The sequence below is a fragment of the Pyxidicoccus sp. M15 genome (assembly GCF_056858435.1).
Genome location: NZ_CM166495.1, coordinates 10,351,200 through 10,372,702 on the forward strand (window position 1 = coordinate 10,351,200; position 21,503 = coordinate 10,372,702).

Annotated in this window: 24 protein-coding genes; 7 read left to right on the plus strand and 17 right to left on the minus strand. The window is 70.8% G+C overall.

Translation table 11 applies throughout. The features are described 5' to 3' along the window. Positions 1-28: 28 nt before the first annotated feature. From ACX9TP_RS38150 to mutM, 9 genes are all read right to left on the minus strand, one after another. Positions 29-1,399, minus strand: a complete 1,371-nt coding sequence (locus ACX9TP_RS38150) for a tetratricopeptide repeat protein (RefSeq protein WP_482975587.1) — start codon at positions 1,397-1,399, stop codon at positions 29-31. Next, positions 1,396-1,920, minus strand: coding sequence for a 2-amino-4-hydroxy-6-hydroxymethyldihydropteridine diphosphokinase (gene folK / locus ACX9TP_RS38155; protein ID WP_482975588.1), 525 nt, complete (start codon positions 1,918-1,920; stop codon positions 1,396-1,398). Before folK ends, ACX9TP_RS38150 begins: the two co-directional genes overlap by 4 nt. Next, positions 1,917-2,687: a fumarylacetoacetate hydrolase family protein gene (locus ACX9TP_RS38160; RefSeq protein ID WP_482975589.1), complete on the minus strand. Its 771-nt coding sequence runs from the start codon at positions 2,685-2,687 to the stop codon at positions 1,917-1,919. The genes folK and ACX9TP_RS38160 overlap by 4 nt, the downstream gene beginning before the upstream one ends. Further along, entirely contained in the window at positions 2,684-3,499 is an 816-nt protein-coding gene (gene dapB / locus ACX9TP_RS38165; RefSeq protein WP_482975590.1) for a 4-hydroxy-tetrahydrodipicolinate reductase, read from the minus strand. The genes ACX9TP_RS38160 and dapB overlap by 4 nt, the downstream gene beginning before the upstream one ends. A gap of 40 nt (positions 3,500-3,539) precedes the next feature. Then, positions 3,540-4,427, minus strand: coding sequence for a 4-hydroxy-tetrahydrodipicolinate synthase (gene dapA, locus ACX9TP_RS38170; protein ID WP_482975591.1), 888 nt, complete (start codon positions 4,425-4,427; stop codon positions 3,540-3,542). Positions 4,428-4,443: 16 nt separating this feature from the next. After that, positions 4,444-5,685, minus strand: coding sequence for a diaminopimelate decarboxylase (gene lysA / locus ACX9TP_RS38175; protein ID WP_482975592.1), 1,242 nt, complete (start codon positions 5,683-5,685; stop codon positions 4,444-4,446). After that, a complete protein-coding gene (gene lptM, locus ACX9TP_RS38180; protein WP_482975593.1) occupies positions 5,682-5,915 on the minus strand; it encodes an LPS translocon maturation chaperone LptM in 234 nt (77 codons plus the stop codon). The genes lysA and lptM overlap by 4 nt, the downstream gene beginning before the upstream one ends. A 2-nt stretch (positions 5,916-5,917) precedes the next feature. After that, positions 5,918-7,717 carry a TIGR04551 family protein gene (locus tag ACX9TP_RS38185; RefSeq protein ID WP_482975594.1) on the minus strand — a complete coding sequence of 600 codons (1,800 nt, stop codon included), beginning with the start codon at positions 7,715-7,717 and terminating at the stop codon, positions 5,918-5,920. Between the two features lie 76 nt (positions 7,718-7,793). After that, positions 7,794-8,639, minus strand: a complete 846-nt coding sequence (mutM, locus tag ACX9TP_RS38190) for a bifunctional DNA-formamidopyrimidine glycosylase/DNA-(apurinic or apyrimidinic site) lyase (RefSeq protein ID WP_482975595.1) — start codon at positions 8,637-8,639, stop codon at positions 7,794-7,796. A gap of 150 nt (positions 8,640-8,789) precedes the next feature. On the opposite strand from mutM, the gene ACX9TP_RS38195 reads away from it, so the two are divergent. Then, on the plus strand, positions 8,790-9,398 hold the full coding sequence (locus ACX9TP_RS38195) for a superoxide dismutase (protein WP_253986506.1): 609 nt from the start codon (positions 8,790-8,792) through the stop codon (positions 9,396-9,398). A 31-nt stretch (positions 9,399-9,429) separates the two neighbouring features. Here ACX9TP_RS38195 and ku read toward each other — a convergent pair whose 3' ends face one another. Then, positions 9,430-10,386: a non-homologous end joining protein Ku gene (gene ku / locus ACX9TP_RS38200; protein ID WP_482975596.1), complete on the minus strand. Its 957-nt coding sequence runs from the start codon at positions 10,384-10,386 to the stop codon at positions 9,430-9,432. A gap of 255 nt (positions 10,387-10,641) precedes the next feature. Here ku and ACX9TP_RS38205 point away from each other — a divergent pair, with 255 nt between their 5' ends. After that, positions 10,642-11,466 (plus strand): M48 family metallopeptidase, encoded by an 825-nt coding sequence (locus tag ACX9TP_RS38205; RefSeq protein ID WP_482975597.1) that lies wholly within the window; start codon positions 10,642-10,644, stop codon positions 11,464-11,466. Between the two features lie 12 nt (positions 11,467-11,478). Here the strand turns inward: ACX9TP_RS38205 and ACX9TP_RS38210 are convergent, their stop codons facing one another. Together ACX9TP_RS38210 and ACX9TP_RS38215 are read right to left on the minus strand one after the other, a co-directional pair. Beyond that, positions 11,479-12,528, minus strand: coding sequence for a YihY/virulence factor BrkB family protein (locus ACX9TP_RS38210; RefSeq protein WP_482975598.1), 1,050 nt, complete (start codon positions 12,526-12,528; stop codon positions 11,479-11,481). Between the two features lie 112 nt (positions 12,529-12,640). Then, on the minus strand, positions 12,641-13,531 hold the full coding sequence (locus ACX9TP_RS38215) for an MTAP family purine nucleoside phosphorylase (RefSeq protein ID WP_482975599.1): 891 nt from the start codon (positions 13,529-13,531) through the stop codon (positions 12,641-12,643). Between the two features lie 93 nt (positions 13,532-13,624). Between ACX9TP_RS38215 and ACX9TP_RS38220 the strand changes: the two genes are divergently transcribed. Beyond that, the gene (locus ACX9TP_RS38220) at positions 13,625-14,518 is read left to right on the plus strand and encodes a hypothetical protein (RefSeq protein WP_482975600.1); all 894 of its coding nucleotides are present in this window, start codon (positions 13,625-13,627) and stop codon (positions 14,516-14,518) included. A gap of 7 nt (positions 14,519-14,525) precedes the next feature. Beyond that, positions 14,526-15,476 (plus strand): aminoglycoside phosphotransferase family protein, encoded by a 951-nt coding sequence (locus ACX9TP_RS38225; RefSeq protein ID WP_482975601.1) that lies wholly within the window; start codon positions 14,526-14,528, stop codon positions 15,474-15,476. An 87-nt stretch (positions 15,477-15,563) separates the two neighbouring features. On the opposite strand, the gene ACX9TP_RS38230 is transcribed toward ACX9TP_RS38225, so the two are convergent. The 4 genes from ACX9TP_RS38230 to ACX9TP_RS38245 form a co-directional block, all read right to left on the minus strand. Further along, positions 15,564-16,358 (minus strand): phytanoyl-CoA dioxygenase family protein, encoded by a 795-nt coding sequence (locus ACX9TP_RS38230; RefSeq protein ID WP_482975602.1) that lies wholly within the window; start codon positions 16,356-16,358, stop codon positions 15,564-15,566. Positions 16,359-16,566: 208 nt separating this feature from the next. Further along, entirely contained in the window at positions 16,567-17,466 is a 900-nt protein-coding gene (locus tag ACX9TP_RS38235) for a DMT family transporter (protein WP_482975603.1), read from the minus strand. A gap of 44 nt (positions 17,467-17,510) precedes the next feature. Next, positions 17,511-18,530 (minus strand): tRNA epoxyqueuosine(34) reductase QueG, encoded by a 1,020-nt coding sequence (queG, locus tag ACX9TP_RS38240; protein WP_482975604.1) that lies wholly within the window; start codon positions 18,528-18,530, stop codon positions 17,511-17,513. A 10-nt stretch (positions 18,531-18,540) separates the two neighbouring features. Then, positions 18,541-19,104, minus strand: a complete 564-nt coding sequence (locus ACX9TP_RS38245; RefSeq protein WP_482975605.1) for a cob(I)yrinic acid a,c-diamide adenosyltransferase — start codon at positions 19,102-19,104, stop codon at positions 18,541-18,543. 102 nt (positions 19,105-19,206) lie between these two features. On the opposite strand from ACX9TP_RS38245, the gene ACX9TP_RS38250 reads away from it, so the two are divergent. Together ACX9TP_RS38250 and ACX9TP_RS38255 are read left to right on the plus strand one after the other, a co-directional pair. Beyond that, entirely contained in the window at positions 19,207-20,001 is a 795-nt protein-coding gene (locus ACX9TP_RS38250; RefSeq protein WP_482975606.1) for a thymidylate synthase, read from the plus strand. Beyond that, positions 19,998-20,477 (plus strand): dihydrofolate reductase, encoded by a 480-nt coding sequence (locus ACX9TP_RS38255; protein WP_482975607.1) that lies wholly within the window; start codon positions 19,998-20,000, stop codon positions 20,475-20,477. Before ACX9TP_RS38250 ends, ACX9TP_RS38255 begins: the two co-directional genes overlap by 4 nt. Before the next feature lie 183 nt (positions 20,478-20,660). On the opposite strand, the gene ACX9TP_RS38260 is transcribed toward ACX9TP_RS38255, so the two are convergent. Further along, the gene (locus tag ACX9TP_RS38260; protein ID WP_482975608.1) at positions 20,661-21,002 is read right to left on the minus strand and encodes a hypothetical protein; all 342 of its coding nucleotides are present in this window, start codon (positions 21,000-21,002) and stop codon (positions 20,661-20,663) included. Between the two features lie 124 nt (positions 21,003-21,126). Here ACX9TP_RS38260 and ACX9TP_RS38265 point away from each other — a divergent pair, with 124 nt between their 5' ends. Continuing rightward, positions 21,127-21,483, plus strand: coding sequence for a hypothetical protein (locus ACX9TP_RS38265; protein ID WP_482975609.1), 357 nt, complete (start codon positions 21,127-21,129; stop codon positions 21,481-21,483). Positions 21,484-21,503 lie beyond the last annotated feature (20 nt).

Consider the following 21,503-nt stretch of genomic DNA (forward strand, 5'->3'; position numbering starts at 1 on the left):
CGGGACGTGCCGCCCCGCTATCGGTGCGCTACTGCCCCAGCTTGGCCTGCAGGGACGCCTTGTTGGGGTAGTTCGGAGCGTCCGCGGCGAGCTTCTCCCAGAGCGCCTTGGCGCCCTTCTCGTCGCCCTTGCTCTTGAGCGTGTCACCCAGCTTCTCCACCGCGGCCGGGTCGGCCTGCACGGCCACGCCCCACACGCGCGCGGCCATGGGACGGCCCAGGCCCACCAGCGCCCACGCCATGCCCGCCTTCGCGCGCCCGTTCTCCGGCTGGAAGGGCACCACGCGCGTGTAGTTGGCGAGCGCCTCCTGGTAGCGGCCCTTGGACAGGTGCTCCTCGCCCTCGTCCACCAGCTTCGCCAGGCCCTGCTCCAGCTCCGGCGTGCGCTCGGTGTTCTGCACCGCGTCGATGGCCTCCTGAGACAGCGGGCGCGGCGCGTCCGCCGCGGCGGGGGCCGTGGCCACCTGCGACAGCCGGATGCGCCGGTCCTCCGCGCGCGAGGCGAGCAGCTTCTTGCGGCCGCCGGCCTTCACCGTCTCCTCCGCGAGCGTGCTCAGCCGCTTCGCCATGGGCGCCCGCTGCGAGTCCGGGTGCGCGGCCACCATGGCGTCGAAGCCCGCGCGCGCCTGCTTCAGCGCGGCCACGTCCTCGCCCTTCGTCTCGAACAGCAGCGCCGAGCGCGCGTAGAGGGCCTCCTCGTGCGAGGGCTCCACCTCCAGCACGGCCGCGTACGCCGCCAGCGCGCCGTCCACGTCACCGGAGAGGAAGAGCGCGTTCGCCCGCATCATCCCCACGTCCAGCGCCGGTGCCAGCGCCGCGCGCGCACAGGCCGCCGCGCCCGCGGCGTCGCCCTTCTTCGCGCGCTCCTGCGCCGCCGCCGTCATGTCCTCCACCGGTGTGCCCGCCGAGAAGCCGCAGCCCGCGGCCGCCGACGACGGCACGGCCGCCTTGCCCAGCTTCTTGCGCTGCGCGAGGAACACGTCGCGCGCCGGCTTCGCCCGCGCCTCGGCCTGCAGGAGGTAGATGACGGCGTCCGTGTTGCGGCCGTTCACGTAGTACAGCCGCCCCAGCGACGAGGCGATTTCAAAGGTCTTCTCCCTGTCGCGCAGCCCCTCCGTGGAGTCGAGCTGGCGCAGCAGCTCGTCCGCAGACGGCGGCGCGCGGCCGGTGCCCGACATGGGCGGGTGGCCCTCGGGCAGCGCACCCGAAGGAGCAGCGGCGCCGGGCTGCGCGCCGTCCACCTGGGGGTGCCCCTCGGGGAGGGCGCTGGCACCAGGAGCGGCGGGCGTGCGGGCGGGCGACGCCGTGGTCCCCGGGGGGACCGTCGGGTGGCCGGGCGGGAGATTCGTCGGCTCGGCGGCGAGCAGCGCCGCGGTGGCCAGGGCAAGGGACAGGTTCATGAGTCGTTGCTCGAGTAGCTCGCTTCGGGCCACCACGTGGCCTCGCTCCTGCGGACATCCTGCGGGGCGAGTTTCCCGAGGAGCTCCTTCACCGTCACGCCCAGCACCGGGTGCTTCTGCTCCGGGGCCAGCTCGGCCAGCGGCTCGAGCGCGAAGCGGCGCTTGTGCAATTCCAGGTGGGGCACCTGGAGGTTCGGGTCGGCCACCACCTGGCCCTCCCAGAGGAGGATGTCCAGGTCGATGGTGCGCGGACCCCAGCGCACCTCGCGGTGGCGCCCCAGGTCCTTCTCTATCTGCTGGAGGATGCACAGCAGCCGCTGGGGCGACAGGCCGCACTCCAGCGCCACCACGGCGTTGAGGTAGCGCGGCTGCGGCGGCCCCACGGGGGCGCTGTCGAAGAGAGACGAATAGCTCAGCACCGCCACCGCGTCGATGCGGGACAGCGCGGTCAGGGCGGCAACGAGGTGCGCCTCGCGGTCACCTTCGTTGGAACCCAGCCCCACATAGACGGTGTCGCTCACGGCTCCATCTCAACCGGGTTGACCAGGGTCCCGATTCCCTCGATCTCCACCTCCACCGTGTTCCCCGCCTCCAGCTTCCCCACGCCCGACGGCGTCCCCGTGCTCACCAGGTCACCAGGCAGCAGCGTCATGCCCTGGGAGATGAAGGACACCAGGCGGGCGGGGCTGAAGATCATGTCGGACGTCCGGCTGTCCTGGCGCACCTGCCCGTTCACCCGGCAGACGATTCGCAAGTCCAGCGGGGACAGGCCCGTCACCGCCCACGGCCCGGCGCAGGCGAAGGTGTCGTAGCCCTTGGCGCGCGTGTGCTGGATTTCGCGCTTCTGGATGTCTCGCGCCGTCACGTCGTTGAAGCAGGTGAGGCCCCAGATGGCGCGCGCGGCCGTCGCCTCGTCGGCGTTGCGCACGCGCTCACCGATAACGAGCGCCAGCTCCGCCTCGTAGTGCACCTCCTGGCTCGCCTTGGGAATCCGGATGGGCGAGCCCATGCCGTTGAGGGCGGTGGAGGGCTTGATGAAGATGAGCGGCTCGGGCGGGACGGGCTTGCCCATCTCCTCCGCGTGCTTGCGGTAGTTCTGGCCGATGCAGACGACTTTCGAGGCGTCCGACGGCACCAGCAGCGTCAGCCCGGCCAGCGAGCGGCGGATGCCCGTGTCCTTCGCGCCCACCCAGGGCGCGGCGGAGAGGACCACCACCTCGTTGCCCTCGACGCGGCCATGGTGCGCACGGCCCTCGTGCAGGAAACGGCAGTAGCGCGCGGTCGTCATGAAGTCCTCTGGAAGCCGAGCACGTCGGCCATGTCGTAGAGCCCTGGCGCCCGGCCCACCGCCCAGCGCGCGGCGCGCAGCGCCCCGAGGGCGAACTGGTCCCGGCTGGTGGCCCGGTGGGTGAGCTCGATGCGCTCGCCCTCGCCGAAGAAGAACACCGTGTGCTCGCCCACCACGTCCCCGCCCCGCAGCGTCTGCACGCCAATCTCATTCGCGGGCCGCGCGCCCACCATGCCGTGACGGGCGAAGGTGAGGTCCTCCTGTGAGCGCCCCAGCGCCCCGGCCAGCACCTCCGCCAGCCGCAGCGCGGTGCCGCTGGGCGCGTCCTTCTTCATGCGGTGGTGTGCCTCCAGCACCTCCACGTCGAAGCCGGAGCCCAGCACCCGCGCCAGCTCCGCCGCCATGCGGAACACCACGTTGACGCCCACGGACATGTTGGGCGCGGCCACCACGGGGATGGACTTCGCGCTCTCGGCCAGGGCTGCGGTGGACTCCGGGGTGAAGCCGGTGGAGCCCACCACCAGCGCCACGCCGCGCGCCGCGCACGCCTTCGCGTGGGCCACGCTCACCTCGGCGCTGGTGAAGTCGATGACGACGTCCGCCTTCGCCGCGTCCAGCGCCCGGGCCAGGTCGTCCATCACCTGCACCTCCAGCGCCCCCTGCCGCGCGGCGAGCCCCGCGTCCAGCCCCACGGCGGCGCCGCCCGGGCGCTCCGTGGCGCCCACCACCTTCAAGTCCTCCGCGTCCCGCGCCAGGCGCAGCAGCGTGCTGCCCATGCGGCCCGTGACTCCGGTGATGACGGTGCGAATCATGAGTGCCGGCGCTCCTGGCGGACCATCGGGTGTCGGGCCTTCAGCCCTTGAGCAGCCCCAGCGTGCGCAATTCGTCGCGCAGCTTCGACGCGTGGGGCTCACTCATGGGCACCAGCGGCAGGCGCAGCTCCGGACCGAAGAGGCCCATGACGTGCAGCGCCCACTTCACCGGAATCGGGTTGGACTCCACGAAGAGCAGCCGGTGCAGGTTGTTCATCCGCACCTGGAGGTCTCTCGCCTTGGCGATGTTCCCCGCGCGCGCCTGGGCCACGATGTCCGCCATCATCCGCGGCGCCACGTTGGAGGACACGGAGATGACGCCCTTGCCGCCGCAGGCGATGAAGGGCAGCACCGTGAAGTCGTCACCGGACAACAGCGTCATCCGCTCGCCGCACTTCTCGAGGATTTCGAGCGCGCGGAACATGTTGCCGGTGGCCTCCTTGATGGCCACCACCTCGGGGAGGTCGCACAGCCGCTGCACCGTCTCCGGCAGCATGTCCACGCCGGTGCGGCCCGGCACGTTGTAGGCGACAATCGGGAAGCCCGGGTGCGCGCGCGCAATGGCGCGGAAGTGCTCCACCAGGCCCGCCTGCGTGGGCTTGTTGTAGTACGGCGTGACGATGAGCGTGCCGTCCGCGCCCGTCTCGCGCACGCGCTTCACGCCCTCAATCGCCTCGGCGGTGCTGTTGGAGCCGGCGCCACCCACCACCGCCGCGCGCCCCTTCGACTCCTCCACGGCCACCTTCACCGCGCGGGCGCGCTCGTCGGGCGTCATCGTCACCGACTCGCCCGTGGTGCCCATGGGGATGAGGACGCTGGTGCCACCCTCAACCTGGTAGCGCACCAGGGCCCGGTAGGCCTGCTCGTCGAACGCCCCGTCACGGAACGGGGTGGCCAGCGCCGTCATGGAGCCTTCGAAGGTCTTCATGGCGGCGCTTATATGTTCAGGCCCGCTCGCCGCGCCAGAGGTCCTCGAGCCGCTCCCGTTCGCGAACCACCCTCCACGCCTCCCCATCCACCATGACCTCGGCCGGACGGGGACGGGAGTTGTAGTTGGAAGCCATGCTCATCCCGTAAGCCCCGGCACTCATGAAGGCATACAGCTCGCCTGCCTGGGGGAGGACCAGGGGCCGGGCCCGGGCCAGCACGTCGGTGGACTCACACACCGGCCCCACGACGTCCACCTCCACCGCCTTCCCGCGCCGCTTCACCAGCGGCTGGAGGCCATGGTGGGCCTCGTAGAGGGCCGGGCGGAGGAGGTCGTTCATGCCCGCGTCCACCACCACGAAGTGCTTCGCCGGGGTCTTCTTCCGGTACAGCACGCGGGTGAGCAGCACGCCCGCGTTGCCCACCAGCGCCCGGCCCGGCTCCAGCACCAGGTGCGCGCCGGTGCCCTTCGTCGCGTCCTGGACGGTGCGCGCGTACTCCTCGGGAGACGGAGGCGTCTCGTCCGTGTACGTAATCCCCAGGCCGCCGCCCACGTCCAGGTACTCCAAGGGGTGCCCGGCCGCCTTCAGCTGCGTGTAGAGGCCGGCCACCTTGGTGAGGGCGGCGCGCATGGGCGAGGCCTGGGTGAGCTGCGAGCCGATGTGGCAGTCCAGCCCGGCCGCGCGCACGCCCTTCAGCTTCTTCGCGCGCGTGTAGAGGGCGACGGCCTCCTCGAAGGGGACGCCGAACTTGGACGTCTTCAGCCCGGTGGAGATGTAGCGGTGCGTGCGCGCGTCCACGTCCGGATTCACGCGCAGCGCGAAGGGCGCGCGGCGGCCCAGGCGGCGGCCCACCGCGTCCAGGGCGTCCAGCTCCTCGGCGCTCTCCACGTTGAAGAGGAGGATGCCCGCGGCCAGCGCCGCCTCCATCTCCTCCTGCGTCTTGCCCACGCCGGCGAACACCGTCTTGTCCGCCGCGCCGCCCGCCTGCTTCACCCGGGCCAGCTCGCCGCCGGAGACGATGTCGAACCCGCCCCCCAGCCCGGAGAAGAGCCGGAGGATGGCGAGGTTGGAGTTCGCCTTCACCGAGTAGCAGATGAGGTGCGGCGTGGCGCCGAAGGCCTCCGACACCACCCGGAAGTGCCGGGTGAGCGTGGCCGCCGAGTACACGTAGGTGGGCGTGCCCACCGACTCCGCGATGGCCGGCAGCGGCACGCCCTCGGCGTGCAGCACGCCCTTGCGCCAGTGGAAGTGGTTCACGGGGTCGGCTCGGTGCCCGGGACGGCGGGCCCCGCGTCCGGAATCGGGGAGACGGACGGCCCCGAGGGCTCGATGGGGCCGCGGGGGGTGGTGTCCGCCGGAGGCGGCTGCGTCTCCGTGGGAGGCGCGGGAGGCGGCTCGGGCGGCTTCGGCGAGCCCTTGATGCCACACGCCACCAGCACCAGCGCGAGGCCGGTGGCGACACACACGGACGAGAGGACTCGGCGCATGGCTAGAAGTTGATGCCCAGCCAGCCGCGGATGGTCTGCGGCGTCTCGAACTCGGCGCGCAGCGTGCTGTCGAACTCCTGCAGGCCGCTCATCGGGAAGAGGATGCCGTACGCCGCGCCCGCGATGAAGCCGTCCTCGGTCTTGTAGTCCACGCCGACGTTGGCCTCCACGCCCAGCGCGCTGCTGGTGAAGGACGGGGTGGACTCCGAGTAGAGCGCCTGCGAGTAGATGAGGCGGCCGTACAGGTCGAAGCCCTCCGTCAGCGTGTACTTGGCGGAAGGCCGCACGTAGAACGCGTCGGTGATGCCGCCGATGATTTCCCGCCAGAGGATGAGGTCCACGCGGTAGTCGCGGTTGAAGCGGAAGTTGCGGATGGCGTTGTCGGAGCAGCCGCCGGAGCCGCAGCGGAACTGCGGGCCTTCCGAGTCACCCGGCTCGGTGAAGCCGTTGGTGCCGGAGCCGGGTCGGGCCGGGTAGTTGCCGAAGCCGGGGGCCTTGTCGCCGGAGGCGAAGCCCACTTCCAGGCCGAGCGACAGCTTGTTGTTGGCCACCTTCACCTCGCCCTGCGCCACGCCGCCGAACTGGGCGACGCGCAGGCTCTGGTTCTGCGTGGGGTCGTTGATGCCGCCCACGTCCAGGGCGCGGTTGCCGATGTTGCCGAACGTGCCGGCGAGCTCGAACTCCAGCCGCCAGTTGCGCTCCTCGTACCGCAGCCACAGGTCCGGGATGTAGAGCGACGCGGAGCGGGGGATGAAGCCCGTGCCGGTGCCGTTGTCGGTGCTGGCGTCGTACTCCCAGTTCTGCGTGCGGTAGGTGAAGTGCAGGCCGTACTGGAGCACGCTCTGGTTGTTGTTCAGCTTGGAGCGGATGACCGCGTCGGTGTCCCGGCGGGCGATGGCGAGCACCCAGCTGTGGCTGTCGTCCGACTGCGTCAGGTCCACCGGCTCGCCCTGCGAGCCGCGCCCGTCGACGACGCCCTCGGAGTTGAAGTCGAACATGGGCGTCACGTACCAGCCCTCGAAGGGGTTGGTGACGAACTGGACGCGGTCCACCGTGTCGCCGTAGTCGCAGTCGAAGCAGGTACCGTCGTTGCGCAGCATGCCCAGGCCCCAGTGGCTGCCCATGCGGCCGAAGCGCAGGATGCCCACCGGCGTCTTCACCTCGCCGTAGGCGCGGCGAATCTTGATGGAGTCCTCCAGCATGTCGACGGCGGAGTCCTGGCTCTCGGAGAAGACGCCGAAGAGGTTGCGCTGGTCCCCCGGGTAGAGGTTGTCCGGCTGCGAGCCCAGCACCACGTTGTCCAGGCCGAGCACCTCCATCTTGAGGCTGACCTGCTCGGAGACGTTGAACACGGGCTCCATGCGCAGGCGCATGGTGGCGAACGACTGGGTGTTCTCCCCGGCGCTGCGCGGCGAGCGCGGGAAGAGCTCCTGGCCGGGCTGCTTGCCCAGGTCGAACTTGTAGAAGAGCGTGGGGCGCAGGCGGAAGTAGCCGTCGAGCGTGAACACCTCCAGCTTGCGCTTCTCCTCGGGGAACTCCTCGTTCCACTCGCTGGAGTCGACGGACTGCTTGGCCGCCTCGGCGCGAATCTCCTCGCGCAGCTCCTGCTTGGCGGCGTCCAGGTCCTCGCGGCTGACGGAGTCCCCCTGGGCGGCGGGAGGCGGCTCGGCGGAGGGGGAAGCGGGCGCGGCGGGCGCGGCCTCGGTGGCGGCGGGCGCGGGCGCGCTACCGTCGGGCACCGGCGTCTGCGCGGTGGCCGTGGACGAAGCGACGAGCAGCGCCGCCAGCAGGGCGTGAGACATGGGCAACATTCTCCAGGGCCGCGCGGGGCGGCCGGGTCTGAAAGGCGGGCGATTCAAGCCACGGGACATGGGGGTGTCAACGCTTACCGGCCCGGGGCTTCGTCGCGTGAACGCCTGAGCGGGGCTGGCATTTCGGACAGAAGTGGGTGGTGCGGCCGGCCTGGGTGAAGGACTCGACGGGGCTCCCGCACCGGGAGCATGGGCCCTTTGCCCGGCCGTAGACGAGGAACGGGTTCTCCGAGCGCCCCTCCTCCAGGTACACCGGCTCCTCCCCCTCCTGCTCCTTGAGGCCGAAGTCGATGGTGGCCCGGATGGCGCCCACCAGACGCTTCCACTCCTCCGGGGTGAGGGACGCGGGCTCCCGGGAGGGGTGGATTCCGGCGCGGAAGAGGGCCTCGGCGGCGTGGATGTTGCCCAGGCCGGTGATTCGGGCCTGGTCCATCAGCGCCACCTTGAGGGGCTGCCGGGACGGGGCCACGGCCTTTTCGAGCTGGCCCGCGGTGAGGCCGTCCGCCAGGGGGTCCCTGCCCAGGGCCTTCACCACTTCCAGCTCCCGCAGCCCGGCGGCGGGGGCGGGCTCCAGCCGGCCGAACATGCGTGGATCACTGAAGTGGAGGACGTGCCCGTCATCCAGGTGGAAGCGGGCGCGGCTGTAGGGCTCACCCTGCCCTTCCGTGCGGCGGACGAACTTGCCCGTCATCCCCAGGTGGCCCAGCAGGCCCCGTCCTTCCTCGAAGGAGAAGAGGAGGTACTTGCCCCGGCGGACGAGGGACTCCAGGCGGCCGGACAGCTCGGCGAAGTGGCGGCGCTCGGCGCCGCGGAAGATGCGGGTGTCGTCGGCCTCGGCGCGGACGAGCCTCCGGCCGCTGAACCAGCGCACCAGGTTGCGCCGGGCAATCTCCACTTCCGGAAGCTCAGGCATCCGCTCCGGCACATAGCACCGCGAGCGGGGCGTGCGCATTTCTTACTTGTCGTACCGCGCACACCGGCGTGAAGTTCCCCGCGCCGGGAAGCCCCGCCTCCGTTATGAGGCGGGCTTCCGACCCAACACCACCCATTCGCTGGAGGCAGCATGGCGGACGTTCCGCAGAAGAAGTACACGCCGATGCAGTTCCCGCAGCTCAAGGGCCTCAAGGGGCTCAGCGACGCCGTCCTCGAGACGCACTTCAAGCTGTACGAGGGCTACGTCAACCGCACCAACAAGCTGACCGAGACGCTCTCGGGCCTGCAGCTCAAGGGCGAGGCCGCGGGCACCAACCCGGCCTACGCGGAGATGACCCGCCGGCTGGGCTTCGAGTACAACGGCATGGTCCTCCACGAGTACTACTTCGGCAACATGAAGCCGGGTGGCTCGGGCGCCACGCCGCCGGCGAAGCTGAAGAAGGCCATGGAGGAGAGCTTCGGCTCCTTCGAGAACTGGTTCGCGGACTTCAAGGCCGTGGCCACCATGCCGGGCATCGGCTGGGCCGTGACGTTCCAGGACCCGCGCACCGGGTGGCTGTCCAACCACTGGATCACCCTGCACGAGACCAACAACATCGCCGGCTTCAAGCCCATCATCATCATGGACGCGTGGGAGCACGCCTTCACGCCGGACTACAAGGCGAACGAGCGCGGCAAGTACGTGGACGCGTACTTCTCCAACATCGACTACGACGCCTGCGAAGGCCGTCTGAAGTAGCGCGTCGTCCTCTTTCCGCCCGGCGGGAGGCTCAGGCCGACGGCTCGCCGCCGTCGTCCTTCTTCCGCCGGGGCTCCGGGGTGCTGGACGTGGAGGCCTCGCCTCCGCCGCGCCGCTCCCGGACCTCGCGCGCCGCGGCCTGTGGGCGCAGTCGCAGCGAGCCCTCTTCGGGCGGCAGCGGCTGGCCGGCCCGGAGCGCGGCCACGCTCCGCTCCAGCGCCGCGAGCAAATCGCTCTGCGACGGAGGCCCCGCGGTGGCCCCCGCGTGCACGACGGGCCACTTCTCCGCCGTCTTCGGACGGGTGCGCGCCGCGCGGCGCTCGATGAAGGCCAGCAGCCGCTCGCGGTGGACGTCGTGGTAGCGCTGGGGCTCGAAGTGCGTGGCGCGGGCCTCGACGAGGTGCAGCGCCGCCTCCAGCTCGCGCGGCTGCGGATGCTCGCTCACGTGTGAGAGCTCCGCGAGGCTGTCCTGGGACACCATCTCCTCCGCGTAGTGGAGCGTGGACAGGAGCAGCCCCCGGCCATGGGGGCGCACCGCGCACAGGTGTCCCTTCTGGTAGAGCACGAAGTGGCCGATGCCCACGCGGCCCGCCTCGCGCAGCGCGGAGACCAGCAGCGAGTACGCGCGCTCGGCCCCCTCGGCGGGGACCAGGTGGTAGGGCGTGTCGTAGTGGATGGGGTCTATCTCCCCCGCCTCCACGAAGTCCTCCAGCTCGATGACGCGGCTGGACTGCGGGGCGAAGGCCTCCAATTCCCCGCGCGTCACCGTCACGCGGCGGCCGTCCTCGAGCTCGTACCCCTTCACCACGTGCTCGTAGGCCACCTCCTCGCCGTCCGCCGAGCACACCCGCTTGTTCTGGATGCGAGCGCCGTCCGCGTCGTGCAGCAGGTGGAATTGCGCCTGCTTCGGGCTGACAGCGCTGTAGAGCCTCACCGGGACGCTCACCAGGCCGAAGCCCAGCGAGCCCACCCATACGGGACGTGACATCCGCGCCTCCCCGGGCGCCGCGCGCGGGGCACCCGTAACTTCAAGAGTCCGTACCGGAGCCCGGTGCCGCAAGGCTCGCCGGGCCCCCCGGTGGGGGCACGGGCTGGAGCGCCGCCGGTGTTTGGATGGATTCGGTCCGCTTCACGTCCCTGGAGGACGAAGCCCCACGCGACGCTTGCCCGGAGGCGGGCGCTGCCCAAGAGTCGGGGCCCGCTCCCGACGAATCAACTCATGGAACGAAAGGCACACCCGGTCATGCAACGAATCCTCTCGATGGTACTGGGCCTCACCCTGGCGATGGGCCTCACCACGGGCTGCGCGAAGCAGCGCATCCAGGCGGAGAAGGCCATCGCGTCCACCCTCATCTCCGACGAGCAGGAGGAGGAGCTGGGCAAGGAGGTCAAGAAGGAGCTCGAGACGAAGGAGAAGATCAAGTACGTCCAGGACGCCGCCGTCGTCGACTACGTGAAGAGCATCTCCGCGCCCGTCCTCCGGCAGGCCACGAAGGACCGGCCGGGCGTGAAGTGGAAGGTCAACGTCATCGACGACCCGAAGATGGTGAACGCGTTCGCCACGCCGGGCGGCTACCTGTACGTCTACACGGGCCTCATCCTGGCGGCGGACACGGAGGCGGAGCTGGTCGGCGTCATGGCGCACGAGGCGGGCCACGTGGTGGGCCGCCACTCCGCGCGCGCCATGGTGAACCAGCTCGGCCTGCAGGCCGTCACCCAGGCGGCGCTGGGGAAGAACCCGGGCGCGGTGGCGACCGTGGCGGCGCAGCTCGTGGGCGGCGGGACGATGCTCGCGCACGGCCGCAGCGAGGAGACCGAGGCCGACGAGTACGGCGCCCGCTACACGTCCGGCGCCGGCTATGACCCGCGCGGGCTCATCACCTTCTTCCAGAAGCTGCAGAAGGAGCAGGGGGACTCGCCGGCCTTCATGAAGTGGCTGAGCACGCACCCCACGAACCAGGACCGCATCGCGCACCTGCAGAAGGTCATCTCGCAGAACAACCTGCGCGGCAGCAACAACAGCCCGGGCGGGCTGCCGGCCATCCACCAGAAGCTGGGCAAGAAGTAGCCCGCGCGGCGCTCAGTGCAGGTGGGAGGGGGGCTCGCGCTCCAGCTCCGGAAGGGTGGGCTCGGGGGACTGGCCCCGGGCCACCCGCCGCCTCCACCGGAAGCGCGCCAGCCGCGACTTCTTCGCGCTGCTGGCGCTCTTCGCCGCCCCGGGCGTCATGACGGGCGGCTCCAGCGGCGCGGGCTGGTCGAAGTCGCGCGCCCCCTTCTCCTTCCCCTCCGCGGACGCGTGCTCGAGGATGGCGTTGATTTCGCCGCCGAGGATGAAGACGAGCCCGGAGATGTAGAGCCACAAGAGCAGCACCACAACGCCGCCGATGGAGCCGTAGGTGACGTTGTACTTGCCGAAGTGCTCCACGTACTGCGTGAAGCCCCAGGTGCTCGTCAGCCAGATGCCCGTGCCCAGCATGGAGCCGGGGGTGATGTACTTGAACTTCTGCTTCACGTCGGGGAGCAGGTAGTAGCAGAGCGCGAGCGCCAGCATCACCAGCGAGGCGGTGAAGGGCCAGCGCAGCCAGGACCAGACGAGGTAGAACTCGTCGACGAGCTGCAGCTTGTCGGCGACCCACGCGCCCAGCCGTCCGCCGAGCAGGAAGATGGTGAAGGACAGCGGGATGAGCAGCGTGCCGACGAGCGTCACCAGCATGGCCAGCCCCTGCGTCTTCCAGATGGGGCGGGACTCGGGCACGTCGTAGGCCAGGTTGAGCGCCTTGCGCAGGGCGTCCACGCCGCGCGACGCCGTCCACAGGGCGATGATGAGGCCCGCCGTCAGCAGCTTCGGCCTCGGCTGGTTGACCAGCGACTGCAGGTGGCCCGTCACCAGCTCCAGCGCGTCCCCGGGGACCAGCGGACGGATGCGGTCCACCATCGCGTCCACCGCGCCCGGTGCGAAGGGCAGGTAGGCGACGAGCGTGAAGAGGAAGAAGAGGAACGGGAACAGCGAGAAGAGCAGGTAGTACGACAGCTGGGCGGCGATGTCGGTGACGGTGTCCTCCTGGAACTCCTTCACGAAGCGCCGGCCGAACTCGCGCCATGTCAGGTACTTGAGCCTGAACAATCGCATCTCCCCTCCTCGCTCGCCTCTCCCCCCGGGGCGAGGAAGGTGGGAACGGTGGGGAGGATTGGCAGCAGGCGAGCAGGCAGGCGCCCGGCCGGACAGGCGCCGCTCGGGCCGCTCAGGCGACGTTGGGTGGGAGGTATCTGCCCAGCAGTGGACGAAGCCGGGTGCGGACCTCGTCGGGGATGCGGGCCCGGTCGGTGGCGATGGCCAGCGCGAGCGCGGTGTCACAGCGGCAGCCGTTGCCGCGGGGCTCGGCAATCCGGGGCAGCGCGCGGCGGATGAGGGCGGCGGCGCTGACGGTGGCGGCCTGGACGTTGTGGGAGACCTGCGTCAGCAGGTCCTCGTGCGCCTGGCCCGGAGGCGGCGGCCGCCACGAGTCGTAGTCGGTGGGCAGGGCCACCAGCGCGTAGTGCAGCTCCGCCTCGCGCGCGAGCCGGGCCTCGGGCATGACCGTCATGCCGACCAGGTCCCCGCCCCAGGACTGGTAGAGGAGGCTCTCCGCGCGCGTGCTGAGCGAGGGCCCCTCGACGCAGACGTAGGTGGCGTCGGGGTGGACGGTGGGGCCCCGCGGGTCCGCGGCGGCGGCGAGCACGGCGCGCAGCGTGGCGCAGAAGGGGCTGCCCAGCTCCACGTGGACGGCGACGTCGTCGTAGAAGGTGCAGGGCCGGCGGTAGGTGCGGTCGATGACCTGGTCCGGCAGGACGAGCTGGAGCGGCTGGAGGTGCTCGCGCAGGCTGCCCACGGTGCCGGTGGCGAGCACGTGGGTGACGCCGAGCAGCTTCAGCGCGAAGAGGTTGGCGCGGTACGGGGCGCGGGTGGCGTTGTAGATGTGGCCGGGGCCATGGCGGGACACGTAGACCACGGACACGCCGTCCAGCTCGGTGGTGATGATGGGGCCGGCGTGGGGGCCGAAGGGCGTCTCCAGGGTGTGGGACTCCCCCCGACCGAGGACACCCAGCGTCTGTCCGAGTCCGTGGCTCCCGATGATGCCCACCCTGACAGCCATGTGCCTCCTCTAGGCATGAGTGCCGCGAACGCGGACCATAGCGCGGGCCCCTGGCGCCGTGAGGCGAGAAGACTGGTAGTTTTCGCATTCGTCATGCGTGCCTACCCGCTCCTCGCCCTGCTCTTCGCCTCCGCCCCCGCGGCCGCCGCCGTCCCCACCGGCTGCCAGGAGGACTACTCCTCGTGCAAGGAGGACTGCGCCATCGAGTACGGAGGCAGCGGGCGCACCATCAAGAAGCTGACCTCGTGCATGGCCGAGTGCCAGGACACGCTGGACCACTGCGCCAACCGGCACTCGTCGCTGAAGGATTTGCCGCCCGGGGTGGCGAACGACGATGCGCGCCCGTCCCGCAAGTCCGAGCCGGCGCGGAAGAAGACGAAGAAGAGCCAGGAGGACGACCCGTTCGGAGACGACGACCCGGCGCCCAAGCGCTCGAGCAGGGACGACCCGTACGGTGATGTCCCAGCGTCCAACCCGAAGGGTGAGCCGGAGCGGCGGGAGTCGTACCGGGCCTCGGAGGCGGCGCGCGAGGAAGTGCCGCCCCGGCGCGAGGAGGTGCCGCCCGCGCCGGCCCCATCGCGTGCCTCGGGCTCGCGGGCGACGTCGAGCCGCGCGAACGCGGAGGAGATGGTGACGGGGAGCTCCTCTCCGGGTTCGCAGCGCAGCGGGTACCGGGCCTCGGACGCGGAGCCGGAGCCCGAGAAGTCACTGGGGCTGGAGGGCCTGGAGCCGCTGGACGCGCCGCCGGAGCCCGCGCCGGTGGCGAAGTCCGGGGGGAAGAGCGCGCCGGCGAAGTCCGAGCCGGAGACGCCCGCCGCGAGCACCGAGGCGAAGGACCCGCTGCTGGATGAGGAGCCCGCGGTGATTGCGGCGCCTCCACCGTCGCGCAAGCCCGCGACGACGACGAAGGCGCCGCCCCGCCAGACACCGGCGCCCGCGCCAGCGCCGAAGAAGGACATCTCCGACTGGGACCCGAACGGCGACTGAGGACCCGATGCCCACCCGTCCACCTCCCGTGCCGCTCGAAATCCCGGAGCCCGTGAGGCTCAGGGCGCTGTCGGAAGGCGCGGCCGGAGCGGCCTGGTTGGCGGCGCTGCCGGGCGTGGTGGACGGACTGGTCGCGGACTGGGGGCTGGTGCCGGGCCGCGTCCTGACGGGCGGCACGCAAGGCCTGGTGATGGAGGTGGCGCTGGAGGACGGCCGGGAAGCGGTGTTGAAGGTGGCCGGGTCGCAGGAGGACCCGGCGGTGCGCGAGCTCGACGCGCTGCTGGCGGCGCAGGGACGCGGCTACTGCGAGGTCTACCGCCATGAGCGTGCGCGGGGCGCGATGCTGCTGGAGCGGCTGGGCGCGCCGCTGGCCACCCTGGGATGGTCGCCGGAGGCCGAGATGACGGCGATTTGCGCCACCCTGAACGCGGCGTGGTCGAAGCCCTCGGAGCCGATGGGCTTCATCACCGGGGCGGGGAAGGCAGACAGCCTGGAGGCCTTCATCCTGGAGCTCTGGGAAGAGCTGGGGCGGCCGTGCTCCGAGCGACTGGTGGCCAGGGCCCAGGCCTTCGCGGAGTCGCGGCGGCGGGCGTACACCCCCGAGTCAGCGGTGCTGGGCCATGGCGACGCCCACTCGTGGAACACGCTGCGGGCTCCCGGCGAAGGGGCGGACCGGTTCAAGTTCATCGACCCGGACGGGCTCTTCATCGAGAAGGCCTACGACCTGGGCGTCCTCATGCGCGAGTGGACGCCCGAGCTGCTGGCCGGAGACCCCGTGGCCCTGGGGCGGGCGCGCAGAGACCGGCTGGTGGCGCTCACCGGCGCGGCCCCGGATGCGGTCTGGCAATGGGGTCTGATGGAGTGCACCTCCTCGGGCCTGCTGTGCCTGAAGATTGGCCTGGAGGGCGGCCGCGAGATGCTCCAGGTCGCCGAGGCCTGGGCCACCGCGGACCCGTGACTGTCGAGGCACCCGGTGGGCCGTCGTCGGGCGGCGTGCCTTCGCAGCAGCACGCCGCCCCAACCTTCTCGGGCCGCCCGGTGGTGCTCAGGCGAGGGTCAGCGCGCGCCGGATGGCGAGCTCGACGGGCGAGTATTCGCTGTCCGCGCGTTCGAGCTTCAGCGGCTCGGCGGGGAGGAGCGGGGGTTGCGCCATGAAGCGCGGCCTCGTGCCCCGGTGCGGCTGGGCCGCATGCACCAGGAAGGGATGGCAGAGGTAGACGGTGCCAGCCGGACCGGTCGCCAGCGCCTCGCGCCGGTGGGCGCTTCGGGCGAAGTTGTCGGCGGCGAGCTCGCGCAGGCTTAGCCCCGCCTCACCGGCAGGCGCAAGCTGGCGCGCGATGTCGAGGTGCGAGCCCACCCGGATGCGGGTCGGGGCATCGTCCTCTCCCACGTCCGAGAAGAGGAACAGCATCAGCAGGAGACGGCCCGTGGAGGAGACATTCACGCACCACTCCATGAAGTCGGGATGCTCGAAGTTGAAGGAGACATCGACATGCCAGCCGGCGTCGCCCGGGTCCTCCGTTGACGGGAAGCGGACGGGGAAGGTGCCGAGTGCGCCAGGCTTCCGCCACCGTCCGGGCCCGACGAGCTGGTCGAAGGCGCCGTGAAGGAGCGGGGTGCTGGCGGCAGCCCGAAAGGGCGGATGGGCGTACTGGTTGAGGCGGATGACCGGACGGGTCCAGGTGGCTGGATTGTCCGGGTCGCAGCCGGTGTCGGCCCAGAGAATGGCGCGGGCCTCGTCGGCCACGGCACGGGGAAAGGCGTTGTCGACGCGGACGAAGCCGTCGTTGATGAACGAGTCGAGCTGCGCTCGAGAGAGCGCGGGCTTGGGGTCAGTCATGAGTGTGTCCAATGGGTTCGCATGGCCGCCACGGCAGGGCAGCCGAGAAAGGCGGGCCAACGGGCCACGCCAGGTCAGGGTTCTCGAAGCGCCTCAGGCGCCCAGGAACACCGCGAACCGCATGTGCTTGGACATCATCATGGGGGGAAACGATAGCCGGCGTGCCCCGGGTGTCAACCCAGCGCGCGGGCGGGTTCCGGCGCAGCGCCTACGCGGCCTGCCGCTCACCTTCCGGAGGCAGCGGCGCCGACGGCGGAGGCCGCACGTGCGCCGTCTGCGTCAACCGCACGCCCGCGAGCACGAGCACACCGCCCACCGCGATTTCCCAGTGCAGCGCCTCGCCCAAGAGCAGCCACGCGGCCACCGCGGTGGTCGGCGGCTGGAGGTTCGAGAAGATGGCCACCTTCGACGCCGGCACCTTCGACAGCGCGTAGTACCAGATGAGGTACGCCACCACCGACGTGAGCAGCCCCAGGTACACGATGGAGCCCTTCGCCGCGTTGCTCGCCGCCATCACCTCGGCGGGCTTCGCCATGAACGGCGCCATGAGCAGCATCATCAGCGTCGCCGCCACCATGCTCCACGCCGTCGCGCGAATCGTCCCGTGCGCTGCCACGAAGGGCTTGCCCTCCGTCGTGTACCCCACCCACGCCACCACCGCGCCGAGGATGAGCAAATCGCCCATCAACGAGCCGCTCGCGTCCGCCAGCCCCCGTCCCAGCAGCAGCACCACCACGCCCACGAAGGCCGTGGCGATGCCTCCCACCGCGCGCAGTGACGCCCGCTCATGCCCTCGCGCCAGGCTCAGCAGGTACACGCCCAGCGGCGTGAGCGAATAGAACAGCGCCGCGTGCGCCGCCGAGGACTTCGACAGGCCATAGAAGAAGAACGCCTGGTTCACCGGCCCCGCCAAGAGCCCCAGTCCCAGCACCCGCTTCCACTCGTGGCGCGGCGGCAGCTTCGGCCCCGGCGTCAGCCCCAGCAGCAACACGAACACCGCGCCGCTCAGGATGAAGCGCCACATCACCACCGTGAGCGGCGGCAGCTCCGTCATCGCCCGCTTGCCGGCGAGGTACGTACCCGCGCTGATGACGACCTGGACGCACATGCCTGCGTACACCAGGCCCAGCGAGGAGGAGGCAGCGGTGGAGGTCAGGGGTCGAGCTGGCTGAGCGCCCATTGCGCCGCTGTACGTACCAACTCGCTCGTGTCGCCGCAGAGCTTTTCGAGCAGCGGCCGGGCATCCGCCCGCTTCGCGACGCCCAGCGCATACACCGCGTTGCGGCGGAGCCCGTCGTACCGCGCCCGTGCCAGCGCTGTACCGGGTACGAGGTGCTCATACTGTTCCGCTGTCAGCCCCGCCAGCTCCAGCGTGCCCAGCTCCGCCACCGCTCGCGGCGCGAAGCGTGGGTGTTCCGCGAACACCGGACGCCGGTTGAGCGGACACACCTGCTGGCAGATGTCGCAGCCGAAGATGAGGTTGTCGAACTTGAGACGGAACGCCTCGGGCACCTCGCGCTCGCGGTTCTCAATCGTCTGGTAGGACAGGCACGCCCGCGCGTCCACGCGGCCGTTGCCCACCAGCGCTCCCGTGGGACAGGACATGAGGCAGCGGCGGCATGAACCACACCGGTCCGCCGCCGGGCCCTCCCCGTACGCATCCACCTCCACGTCCAGGATGAGCGTGGCCAGCAGCACCCACGAGCCATAGGGCTCGGTGATGAAGCAGCCGTTCTTCCCCACGTACCCCAGCCCCGCGCGCGCGGCCCACACCTTCTCCATCAGCGGGCCGCTGTCCACGCTCCCGTAGGTGCCCACGCCCGGGAACATGGCGACCACCGCCTTGCGGAAGGCCTTCATCCTGTCGCGCAGCGTGGAGTGGTAGTCACGCCCCCGTGCGTAGCGGGCAATCGGCGAGTCCACCGTCTGCGCGTCGTCCCGCCAGTAGTTGTTCGCGAAGGAGATGACCGTCCGTGCGCCCGGGAGCAGCTTCTGCACATCCAGGCGCTCGGCGGCCCGCTCTCCCATCCAGTCCATGTCCGCCGCGTAGCCGGACTCCACCCACTCCATCAGGAAGGTGGGCGGAATCGGCTCCGCGCGCGCGAAGCCCACCAGGTCGAAGCCAACGAGGCTGGCGAGCTCGCGAAGCTGGGAGGTGGGCAGCGAGTTCATCGGGCGTCTTCTACGGCGTGCTCCTCTTCTCCGGTATCCACTTCACGTCCGGGACGCCAGCCCGGTGGTTCGCCAGCCGGGCCATGACGAACAGCAGGTCCGAGAGCCGGTTCAGGTAGACGACCACGGCCTGCGGAATCTTCCCCTCGCGCAGCAGCGGCACCGTGCGGCGCTCCGTGCGGCGGCACACGGTCCGCGCCAGGTGCAGCGCGGCGGCGGCCTGGGTGCCCCCGGGGAGGATGAAGTGGGTCATCTTCGGCAGCTCGGCCTCGAAGCCGTCGATGACGCGCTCCATGTCCGCCGTCCACTCCGCCTTCAGCTCGGGAATGTACGAGGACGCCTTGGTGTCCGCGGGCGTCGCCATCACCGCGCCCAGCGTGAAGAGCTGGTCCTGGAGGCGCTGCAGCAGCGCGTCCATGTCCGCCGGCATCGGGAAGCCGCGCGCCAGGCCGAGGGTGGCGTTCAGCTCGTCCACCTCGCCGTATGCGTCCACGCGCTCGTCGTCCTTGGGGACGCGTCCGCCACCGAACAGCCCCGTCTCTCCGGCGTCTCCACTCTTCGTATAGATCTTCATCGTTGGCCGGCTTGTAACGGCAGCGCGCGGGCGTCGTCCACGGGAAGGCGGACGGATACGTCAAAGACTTGATCCAGACTGGCGCCGATCCTACATGGCCGTATGCGGCCATATCTCTCCCTGCTCGACCACGTCCTCAACCATGGGACGAAGAAGGGCGACCGAACCGGCACGGGCACGCTCAGTGTCTTCGGCCACCAACTGAGGTTCGACCTCACGCAGGGCTTCCCGCTCGTCACCACGAAGAAGCTGCACGTGAAGTCCATCCTCCACGAGCTGCTGTGGATGCTCGCGGGGGACACCAACGTGCGCTCGCTCCAGGCGCACAACGTCACCATCTGGGACGAGTGGGCCAACGCGGACGGCAGCCTCGGCCCCGTGTATGGCCACCAGTGGCGCTCGTGGACCGCGCCCAACGGTGAACACATCGACCAGATGAACGGGCTGGTGGAGGGGCTGAAGAAGAACCCCGACTCGCGCCGGCACATCGTCAGCGCGTGGAACGTGGCGGACCTGCCCTCCATGAAGCTGCCGCCCTGCCACGTGCTCTTCCAGTTCTACGTGGCCGACGGGAAGCTGTCCTGCCAGCTCTACCAGCGCAGCGCGGACATCTTCCTCGGGCTGCCGTTCAACATCGCCTCGTACTCGCTGCTGACGATGATGGTGGCGCAGGTGACGGGCCTGAAGGCGCACGAGTTCATCCACACCGTGGGCGACGCGCACCTGTACCTCAACCACGTGGAGCAGGCGAAGACGCAGCTCCAGCGCGAGCCGCGTCCCCTGCCCCGCATGCGCATCAACCCCGACGTGAAGGACCTGTTCGCCTTCAAGTACGAGGACTTCACGCTCGAGGACTACGAGCCGCACCCCGCCATCAAGGCGCCCGTGGCTGTATGAGACTGTCCGCCATCGTCGCCATGGCCTCCAACCGGGTCATCGGCGCCGGCAACCAGCTCCCGTGGCGCCTGTCCGCGGACCTGGCCCGCTTCAAGAAGCTCACCATGGGCCACACCCTGGTCATGGGCCGCAAGACGTACGAGTCCATCGGCCGCCCGTTGCCGGGCCGCACCTTCATCGTCGTCACCCGGCAGAAGGACTACGCGCCCCCGGGCGTCACGGTGGCGCACTCGGTGGACGAGGCGCTTTCGCTGGCCGGGGCACGTGGCGACGGCGAGGTGTTCATCGCCGGTGGCGCGGACCTGTACGCGCAGACAATGGACCGCTGGAACCGGCTCTACCTCACACGCATCGCCCGCGAGTTCCCCGGCGACACGTACTTCCCCGAGGTGGACCTGTCCGGCTGGCGGCTCGTCGAGGATGAGCAGCACCCGGAGGCCGAGCTGCCCCACGCGTTCCTCACGTACGAGCGGTGAGCCCGTCCCGCACGCGCCGTGCCCTCCACTCGCGCCTCACCTTCGTGCGTGCGCTGACGCCCCGTCCAGCACGCACAGTGGCCTCCACGCACGCCTCGCCTTCGTGCGTGCGCTGACGCCCCGTACAGCACGCGCCGGGGCCTCCACGTGCGCCTCACCTTCGTGCGCCGAGGCGCGTCCGCGTCACTTGAACAGGCGGAAGAACCGGAACGCCTTCGGCCACTCGCGCCGGGGCCGGAAGGCGATGGCCACCTCCTGCCCGCCCAGGGAGGACTCGGTGAGCACGACATGGTCCTCGCAGGCCCGGCCCTGCTCGAACTCCGCGTCCGACACCCGGCACACTGCCTTGTAGAACGGACCGGCGAGCCACTCGGCCACCTCGGGCGTGTCCTTGAACTTCAGGTACGCCGCGAGCGACGCGTGCGCCGCCGCCAGCACCGCGTGCCCGGTGGGCACCGACTCGCGGATGAGGATGTACATCTTCAGCGGCGCGGCGGGCTTCGGGGCGGGCACATCCAGGTCCATGGGGGCATGGACGCCCTTTTCCACCTGTCCCCTGACATCTCGAACGCCCAGGGAGTGCCCGTCCCGACGGGCGCTCCGCACGCCGGCTGCTGGCACCCTGTCGGCACATGCCCACTTCCACGGCATGCAGACCGCCATCACCACCCGTCCCGCCGACTTTCCCTGGCGCGTCGCGGCCCTGGCCAGCGCCGCCGCCCTCACCGCCGCCAACGGCGCCGCGCTCACCGTCTCCCTGCGACTCGCCTCCCTGCTCCGAGCCCGGCGCCATCCCCGGCCCCGCGCCTTCCCCGCGCTCGCCTCGGGCGCCACCGCCCTGGGCGCCCTCACCATGGGGGCGCTCAGCGTCGGCGCGCTCGCCATCGGCGCCCTGGCCATTGGCCGGCTCCGCGGCGGGGACTGGAAGCTGGACCGTCTGCGCATCCGCTCGCTCCAGGTGGAGCAGTGGACCGGACCGGACCGCCCCGCCTTATCGGGTGCTTGATGCGCCGTGATTTTGATATT